9 protein-coding genes are annotated in these 7,383 nt (G+C 62.7%); 5 read left to right on the forward strand and 4 right to left on the reverse strand.

What is annotated here, in order from left to right; genetic code table 11:
* Window positions 1–26: 26 nt before the first annotated feature.
* Window positions 27–1,427 carry an ISKra4 family transposase gene (locus tag BFN67_RS20400; protein ID WP_080919177.1) on the reverse strand — a complete coding sequence of 467 codons (1,401 nt, stop codon included), beginning with the start codon at window positions 1,425–1,427 and terminating at the stop codon, window positions 27–29.
* 144 nt (window positions 1,428–1,571) lie between these two features.
* On the opposite strand from BFN67_RS20400, the gene BFN67_RS20405 reads away from it, so the two are divergent.
* Window positions 1,572–2,384 (forward strand): tyrosine-type recombinase/integrase, encoded by an 813-nt coding sequence (locus tag BFN67_RS20405; RefSeq protein ID WP_080919176.1) that lies wholly within the window; start codon window positions 1,572–1,574, stop codon window positions 2,382–2,384.
* Here BFN67_RS20405 and BFN67_RS20410 read toward each other — a convergent pair.
* Window positions 2,365–3,072: a plasmid pRiA4b ORF-3 family protein gene (locus BFN67_RS20410; RefSeq protein ID WP_245295193.1), complete on the reverse strand. Its 708-nt coding sequence runs from the start codon at window positions 3,070–3,072 to the stop codon at window positions 2,365–2,367. The genes BFN67_RS20405 and BFN67_RS20410 overlap by 20 nt on opposite strands.
* Before the next feature lie 78 nt (window positions 3,073–3,150).
* Between BFN67_RS20410 and BFN67_RS20415 the strand changes: the two genes are divergently transcribed.
* The 4 genes from BFN67_RS20415 (at window position 3,151) to BFN67_RS20435 (ending at window position 6,645) form a co-directional block, all read left to right on the forward strand.
* Window positions 3,151–4,083: a COG1470 family protein gene (locus BFN67_RS20415; RefSeq protein WP_080921315.1), complete on the forward strand. Its 933-nt coding sequence runs from the start codon at window positions 3,151–3,153 to the stop codon at window positions 4,081–4,083.
* The gene (locus BFN67_RS20420) at window positions 4,080–5,021 is read left to right on the forward strand and encodes an ABC transporter ATP-binding protein (protein ID WP_080921316.1); all 942 of its coding nucleotides are present in this window, start codon (window positions 4,080–4,082) and stop codon (window positions 5,019–5,021) included. Before BFN67_RS20415 ends, BFN67_RS20420 begins: the two co-directional genes overlap by 4 nt.
* Window positions 5,011–5,964 carry an ABC transporter permease gene (locus BFN67_RS20425; RefSeq protein ID WP_080921317.1) on the forward strand — a complete coding sequence of 318 codons (954 nt, stop codon included), beginning with the start codon at window positions 5,011–5,013 and terminating at the stop codon, window positions 5,962–5,964. The genes BFN67_RS20420 and BFN67_RS20425 overlap by 11 nt, the downstream gene beginning before the upstream one ends.
* Before the next feature lie 372 nt (window positions 5,965–6,336).
* Entirely contained in the window at window positions 6,337–6,645 is a 309-nt protein-coding gene (locus BFN67_RS20435) for a DUF982 domain-containing protein (RefSeq protein WP_080921319.1), read from the forward strand.
* A gap of 104 nt (window positions 6,646–6,749) precedes the next feature.
* Here BFN67_RS20435 and BFN67_RS24410 read toward each other — a convergent pair whose 3' ends face one another.
* Window positions 6,750–6,905 carry a hypothetical protein gene (locus BFN67_RS24410; protein ID WP_158083549.1) on the reverse strand — a complete coding sequence of 52 codons (156 nt, stop codon included), beginning with the start codon at window positions 6,903–6,905 and terminating at the stop codon, window positions 6,750–6,752.
* Window positions 6,906–6,956: 51 nt separating this feature from the next.
* Window positions 6,957–7,103, reverse strand: a complete 147-nt coding sequence (locus BFN67_RS20440) for a hypothetical protein (protein WP_080920626.1) — start codon at window positions 7,101–7,103, stop codon at window positions 6,957–6,959.
* Between the last annotated feature and the right edge of the window lie 280 nt (window positions 7,104–7,383).

Consider the following 7,383-nt stretch of genomic DNA (forward strand, 5'->3'; position numbering starts at 1 on the left):
GGGGACCATGAGGATTTGTGTGGCAGCTACGCTGCGGACTGGTTGTCGGAATTTCGGTGATTATCGTTTGCCATGCCAGGATACCACTTCTCGAAGGTCGACCGTAGCGAGCCGTCGAGGGTCTGCGTTCGCGTTTGCAGCAGAAGATGCGCGCCTGTCCGGCTCCATTGCATCTGCTGCTTCTTGGCGAAACGCTTGCTGACAACGGCGTTGACGGTCGCCTCGACGAAAGCGGATGATATCCGCTCTCCGGACCGGTAGCGTTCGCCATAGTTGATCAGGCTGGCGTGGTTTGATCCGATATAGAATCGGAATTCGCCAATCACTGTCAGAAACTTTTTCATGTTCGGGTAGTCGGTTTCCGTGGCTTCGGCATCGTCGAGCAGCCAATCGATCTCCTCACGCGCCCGGTAGGTGTTGCCATGCCACAGATACCATTTGATCCGGGTCAGCATGTCCAGCAGGCCGTTGCCGGCTTCCTTGTCATGATGGCGAAGGCCTTGGGCGAACTGGCGAAGCACAGTGATGCGCATGGTGATGTGGAACCAATCCAGGACATGCTCGCTGGCCGGGGCGATCATTTCGGCGAGCGAGCGAACTTCCTCGCCGCCGTCGGTGATGAAGGTAATATCCTGATTGGCCTGCACGCCCTGCTTTTTAAGATGGTCGAGGATTCGGCGCTGCGGCTTGCGGTCGTAACCATGAACGAAGCCGATATAGCGCGGCTCACCGTCCTCGGGCAGGGAGCGGCCGACGATCAGCTCGAAATTCTTCTTCCGGTCGTCACGATCCCGGATGTAGCCACCATCAAGGCCAATGACAATGCGGCCGTCGGGAATGGGCAGGTTCGTCCAGTCTTGCGGACACGAATCCTGCATGAAAGAGACGCGCTCTTCCGTCAGCTCCCGCTCAATTCGGGCAGCCGTTTTCAGCGCATGCTGCCGCACCGTCGTGGCGTTGATCCCGCAGTCGATCGGCAACACATCGGCCAACAACTCGGCTGCAGCGGCATATGGCACGAGCGAAGCCCAGCGCGTCTCGAGATACAGCCGCTCGGGTGCAATGTGATCGGGGATCAGTTGCCGCAACGGCGACACCGTGCCCGGCCCATTGCGTCCTTCACTTTCCGGCAGCGCGTATCGCGGACTCCTGAGCCGGACATCGCCGAACAGAGTGTGGAAGGTGACGGGATAGTATCCCTTGTGCCGCAACCGGCGGCCGTCCGTCTCACGGTTTTCCGCTAGCCATAGGTTCACCTGCGTCTCCACCATCTTCTGCTGAAGCCCGGCAAGCAGGGCTTTGCCCTCGGCGAGCGATAGGCCGAGATCCTCCGCACCCGTTGTGATCTTTGTCATGTCGGCGATGATCTCCCGACCGATCTCCTCGCCGTCGTCACCGATGAGTTCCATGACGATCCGAACCTGCATGCTGCATCTCCTTGCCGGGTTTTCCAGAACGGGCGAAGTGGAAAGCTCATCGCGTCCGATCCGCGTATTTCTGCCCTCCGCTTTCGCCGGCAACGGTGATATCTCTCACCAGTTAGCAATCCGAAAATCATCTGGTAAACCATCATGACCTCGATCGAGCGTGCCGCCAACGCCGTCGCCACAATCCTGATCCGGGAAGGGATCGACTACCTGCAGAGCAAAGCGGTGATCAAACGGGCCCGCGCGCAGGCCGGTCTTTCCGCGCCGCCGGAAAAGAGAACGTCAATCAACCGGCTCACGATCGAGGAAGAACTGGCTTTCATTGACCAGGCCTACGAGGCGAGCGGCGCGACGGGCCTGCTGCTTCAGACCCTTTTGGAAACCGGCTTGCGCGTTTCCGAATTCACCCGCCTGCGCATCGAGGATGTCAGCCTGGCAGAGCGCGTGATCGTCGTCGTGCGCGGAAAGGGATCGAAGCACCGGGAAGTCCCCATCCGGCGGGAACTGACACAGATGCTGCGGCTTCATATCGGCACAAGGCGTGCCGGCCCCCTGTTCCAGAGCCGGGAACGGGGCAAAGGATCGCTGCCCTATACCTACAGCCGCCAGCGCATCGGTCAGATCGTCCGGCAAGTCGCTCGCAAGGCCGGGATCACAAAGCGGGTCTATCCGCATCTTTTGCGGCACACGATGGCGACAAAGCTGTTGGCGCTCGGCATGGACATCACCGACGTCCAGCGCTTCCTCGGCCACGAAAACATCACCACGACACGGCACTATGCGGAAACGACCGCCGCGACCCTGCGCCGAAAGTTCGATCAGGTCACCGCGCCAGCGGCACGGTCGTTGCTCTCCGGCATCCGGCATGAGCGTGGTGACGACGTTGCCCTTCTCGCCGCCAATCTGCTGGCGAACAATCGCGGTTCAAACGGTGAAGTCATATCTGCTGATGCATGAGGGTGAGATGCTCCTCCTGCCGCAGGCGCTTGTTCACCGTCTGCCGCTCGAACGTCCTGCCCAAAAGAGCGTTGCGCCTGTCGATGCGGAGAAGCAGTTCCCGGAATTCCTCAGCCCGGTCGGGATCATCGAGGATCGCGAAGGATCTGGTCTCGCTGATGTCCGCGAAGAACTCCAGCGCACTGGCGAGGTCCTCATCCAGTCCAAGTCCGAGCGCTTCATCTTCCTGCAGGATCCAGGCCTCAGGCCCGTCGCTATCCTCCGGCGGGCAAGTTCCGGCACCGCCGATGCAGCAGGGATAATGGATTTGCGGCTTGGCGGCGCACTGATGTTCCAGCCGCACCTCATGCTCCCACGGAACATTGAGATCGTATTCGTACAGGAACCGGCTTCCGGTGCGCAGCTTCAATGCGTCAAGTCCGATGTCCGGCGGTTCCGCAGTCAATTCCCATGAGCCATAGCGGACCGTGTGCACGACAAACTGGTAGAGATGGATGCCTTCCCAGCCCATCGCGACCTGAAGAACGCCGTGAAACTCGCGCAAGGTCATGGTCGCCGGCACCTGCACCCGCCGCCAAACCATCGGGCTCAGTCCCTTCAGCCAGATGCGGAATTGCAGGACCGTCGGCGTCGTGTCCGGCGTCTGGGCACCCTCGGAACGCCGGCTCGACCGACGCGGTGGTTTCAAGATGGCTGGCCTCGGTGAAAATCACCGCCCACCCTATACCGATTTTACCCCAGGGACGGCACCGCCACACAAATCCTCATGGTCCCCAAGGATGTGACGGCTGCGATCGTCTCGCCGGATTCCACCGAAAGGCTGACGCTCGAACTGACGCCGCCCGCCGACGCCGCCGCCGCTGGAGGTCATCCGATCGAGGTACGCGCCCGCACCGGCGCCGAGACCGTCACACTGCCGCTGACGGTGCGCCTGTCCGCCGAAGAGAGCAAGGCCGCGGGCATCAAGCTGGAGCCCAAGCTCCCAGCGCTGCGGGGCACGGCTCGTTCGACTTTCTCCTTCAAGGTCCAGGTGACCAATGAAGGCGAGGAGGAAGCACTCTTCAACCTTGCCGCCGATGTACCCGCCGGGTTCCAGACGCGCTTCAAAAAGGGGTACGGCTCCGAAGAGATCACCGGCCTGCCCATCGGACCGGACGCCAGTGAGACGATAACCATCGAGGTCGTGCCCTCGCGCGCCACGGCCGCCGGCCGCTATCCGGTCGCCTTTCAGGTGTCGGGCAATGGTCAGACGGGCACGACGGAACTCAGCCTCGAGGTGACAGGCGAGCCGCAGGTCCAGATCGTCGGACCTCAGGAGCGGCTGTCGGGCGAGGCGGAGGCGGGCAAGGAAACGAGCTTCACTTTCACGCTGGTCAACAGCGGCAGTGCGCCCGCGACCGATCTGGAGCTTTCCGCCACGCCACCTTCCGGCTGGAACGTGGACTTCGAGCCGAAGCAGGTGGCGCAGATTGCTCCCAACGGCACCAGCGAGGTCGCGGTGAAGATCACCCCGTCCGAACGGGCCGTTGCCGGTGACTACATGGTAACTCTGCGCGCCGCCGGAGGCCCGGTTTCGGAGGACGTGCAGTTCCGCACCACCGTGAGGACGTCGACGCTCTGGGGCGTTGCCGGCCTCGGCGCCATCGCTGCGGCGGTTCTGGTGCTGGGCGTCGCGGTGATGAGGTATGGACGGCGATGAGCAGCACCCCCGTCATAGAGGCGAAGGGCCTCGCCAAGCGCTACGGCGCCGCCGTGGCCGTGGCCGGCATCGATCTGTCCGTCTCGGCCGGCGAGGTGATCGGCCTGCTTGGTCCGAACGGCGCTGGCAAGACCACCTCCATCCTCATGCTGCTCGGGCTGACGGAGCCCAGCGAGGGCACCGTGCGCATCCTTGGCCGGGACCCGTTGCGCCAGCCGCTGGAGGTCAAGCGCGAGGTTGGCTACCTGCCGGACTCCGTGGGCTTCTACGACAGCATGACGGGACGTGAAAACCTCGCTTATACAGGGCGGCTGGCTGGCATGTCCCGCGATCTTGCAAGGGAGCGGATCGCCGCCGCGTTCGACAAGGTGCGACTGGCCGAAGCTGCCGATCAACCGGTAGCCACCTATTCGCGCGGGATGCGCCAGCGGCTGGGCATCGCCGAACTGCTCATGCGCGAGTGCCGCGTCGCGATCCTCGACGAACCGACTTCCGGTCTCGACCCGCAGTCGACGCAGGAATTGCTGGACCTGATCCAGCGCCTCAGCCGGGACGGCATGACCATCCTGCTTTCCTCGCACATGCTCGATGTCGTGCAGTCGATCTGCCACCGCGTTGCCCTCTTCAATAAGGGCCGGATCGGATTCGTCGGCACGGTCGATGAACTGGCGGCCAGGATCGGCGGCGGCGCCTTTATCGTCGACGTCGAGGCCGACGGGATCGATTTGGAGAAGGCGGCGTCCTCAACCGATGGGGTCAAGTCCGTCCGTTCGGCCGAAGTCGGCCGCTGGGAAGTTGAGGCCACACGCGACGTCCGTCCCGACCTTGCCCGACTCATCGTGCAGGGCGGCGGGTCACTCAGGAACCTTGATCTTCGCCGTGCGCGCCTCGACCAGGCCTACAACCGCTATTTCAGGGAGGTCGCCGATGCGGCGTGAAGGCTCTCCGCTCCGTGGTGTCGGTACGGTGGCCCTCAAGGAAGCTGCCGATCACATGACCAGCGCCCGCATGCATCTGATCATGCTGCTGGTGCTGTTGACCGCCATCGGCGCGGTCTATGGCGCCATCGGCCAGATCAGGGATACCACGGCCGAGGACGCCTATCTGTTCCTGAAACTGTTCACGGTGGCGCGCGAGCCGCTGCCGTCCTTCGCCGCCTTCCTCGGCTTCCTGCTGCCACTGGTGGCGATCGCACTCGGTTTCGACGCCATCAACGGCGAATACAACCGCCGCACCATGAGCCGGCTGCTTGCCCAACCGATCTATCGCGACGCCGTGCTGTTCGGGAAGTTCCTTGGCGGCCTTCTGGTTATCGTGATCGCGCTGCTGACGCTCTGGCTGCTCATGACCGGGCTCGGCATCCTGTTCCTCGGCCTGCCGCCTTCGGGCGCCGATATCGTGCGCGGCGTGTTCTGGCTTGCCGCCACGCTCGCCTATGCGGGAGTCTGGTTGGCGCTCGCTATCGCCTTTTCGACGGTCATCCGCTCGCCCGCTACCTCGGCGTTGGCCGCGCTATCGGTCTGGCTGGTCTTGACCGTCTTCTGGAGCATGATCGCGTCGCTGCTAGCGGGGGTTGTCGCGCCGTTCGATTCGTTCGATCCGATGTCGGTCCTGACTCAATTCGAGTGGCAGCAGGCCATCGGGCGCTTCTCGCCGCAGACGCTCTACGGCGAGGTTACCGGGCTGCTTCTCGATCCGGCGGCGCGCTCGGTCGGCCCGCTGTTCTACAATCAGCTTGAGGGCGCCGTCCTCGGCGCTCCGTTGCCTACCTTGCAGAGCTTGCTGATCGTTTGGCCGCAGATTTCCGGGCTCGTCGCGGCGATGCTTATCCTGTTCACGCTCGCCTATGTCGTCTTCCAGCGGCAGGAGATGCGGGCATGATGACGGGGCGCCTGAAGGAGTGCCTGAAGATGCTCCGGTGGTCTGAAGACGACTTGGCCGAGGAACTCGGTTGCCCGTCGTCGGAAGTGCAAACTTGGTTCAACGGACGGAAGCATCCGCCGCTCGCTGTCACGGCCTGGCTCGAGGCACTGGTGCAGGCACACTGGTCCGTGCCTGCGCCAAACCTCGACAGGAGTTCTTCCAGCAAGGAACCCGCGCTCGTAAGCAATGCGCGGATCGTTCTCCCGCACGAACCTCCCGAATATTCCGCATCACGTTCTGCGCAACGGCGTTCAAGGTGGTCGTTCGTTCCGAATTCCGTTTCGCCGTCGCCGGTTGCACCACTCCCACTTGTCGAGAAAGGATAAAGCCATGCTTCACGTCCGCTTCGAAGAACCCGTGACGGTCTTGGTCGGAATGGGTTTGCCCGTTCGGATTGAGACGGTAATGGAAGCCTACGCGCTACTCCAGGACTGGCCCGCTGCCAGCCGCAACGGTGCGCATGCCGTCGCGCTCAATGCCTGCAAGGCGGGGCTTGCCGGCGAGATCGATGCCGAAACCGTGCGCGCGACATTTGCCGCCTTTGCGCGCCGCAGTGACATCCTTGTTCCCGGGGCCGCGTCGCTCCCGACGTCGAATGGTGCCCGGCCGATCCTGCCGGCGAACAGCGGCATGTTTTAGCGGACAATCCCGCAGGACGGGCTCCGCTACGCGGGCCGTGCGGCCGGATAGCGCGGTTCCTGCCCAAGGATGATGCCGAAGCAGGCGGTGAGCTCACGAGCAGGTCATCCATCCAGCTTGCGATCACCTTGGGCGCTGTCATCGGAGACGTTCTTTACGACATGAACCGACACCCGATGATTTTTGCTGCCAAGCGCGCCCGATGCCGCGATGTTGCCGGCGTCGAGTTCATCGCGGAGATTGGCGCCGGCGCCGGGCATAGATAGCGGCGCTGGGCGCCCCTGCGGCGGCGCGGCTTGCGCGAAAGCTTGTTACGCCTGAGAGGGACTAACCAAGTTCGCCATTTCCAGTTGTTCCCGTTTGTATCCGGCGTGTTGCGGGGTCCAAGTTTCGCCTTCACGATTGAACCAATGGCACAAGACGGAGCCCGAGGCAGCTGTAGCATCGCCGACAGTCATGTTGGGGCCTCCTGACTTCAGACGGACCACATCTCCGTCTTGAAATTGTCCGCCATCGTGGGCCCTCCTGATGTTTGAAAACGCTTAAAGGTAATCATACGTAGGACCTGGTGGCAACAGGCCAAGCGCTCGTCCAGTCGCAAGCGGTGTCACCCAGAATGGAGCGAAACCTTTTTGTAGCTTTCGGCTGCCGGAACAGAGACGCCATGACATTTCTCCGTTCGGAGCTGCATCTACAGTCAATCCCGGAGATCTGCCGCTAATGGCCGAACTCATGCGT

Origin of the sequence: Manganibacter manganicus, assembly GCF_002075885.1 — a bacterium.
GTDB classification, from domain to species: Bacteria; Pseudomonadota; Alphaproteobacteria; order Rhizobiales; family Rhizobiaceae; genus Mesorhizobium; species Mesorhizobium manganicum.

Bases quoted from the DNA above. Each gene is read 5' to 3' on its own strand.
- BFN67_RS20440 (WP_080920626.1), bottom strand. From the start codon at position 7,103: ATGACTGTCGGCGATGCTACAGCTGCCTCGGGCTCCGTCTTGTGCCAT.
- BFN67_RS20435 (WP_080921319.1), top strand. From the start codon at position 6,337: ATGCTTCACGTCCGCTTCGAAGAACCCGTGACGGTCTTGGTCGGAATG.
- BFN67_RS20405 (WP_080919176.1), top strand. From the start codon at position 1,572: ATGACCTCGATCGAGCGTGCCGCCAACGCCGTCGCCACAATCCTGATC.
- BFN67_RS20420 (WP_080921316.1), top strand. From the start codon at position 4,080: ATGAGCAGCACCCCCGTCATAGAGGCGAAGGGCCTCGCCAAGCGCTAC.
- BFN67_RS20425 (WP_080921317.1), top strand. From the start codon at position 5,011: ATGCGGCGTGAAGGCTCTCCGCTCCGTGGTGTCGGTACGGTGGCCCTC.
- BFN67_RS20415 (WP_080921315.1), top strand. From the start codon at position 3,151: ATGGTCCCCAAGGATGTGACGGCTGCGATCGTCTCGCCGGATTCCACC.
- BFN67_RS24410 (WP_158083549.1), bottom strand. From the start codon at position 6,905: ATGCCCGGCGCCGGCGCCAATCTCCGCGATGAACTCGACGCCGGCAAC.
- BFN67_RS20400 (WP_080919177.1), bottom strand. From the start codon at position 1,427: ATGCAGGTTCGGATCGTCATGGAACTCATCGGTGACGACGGCGAGGAG.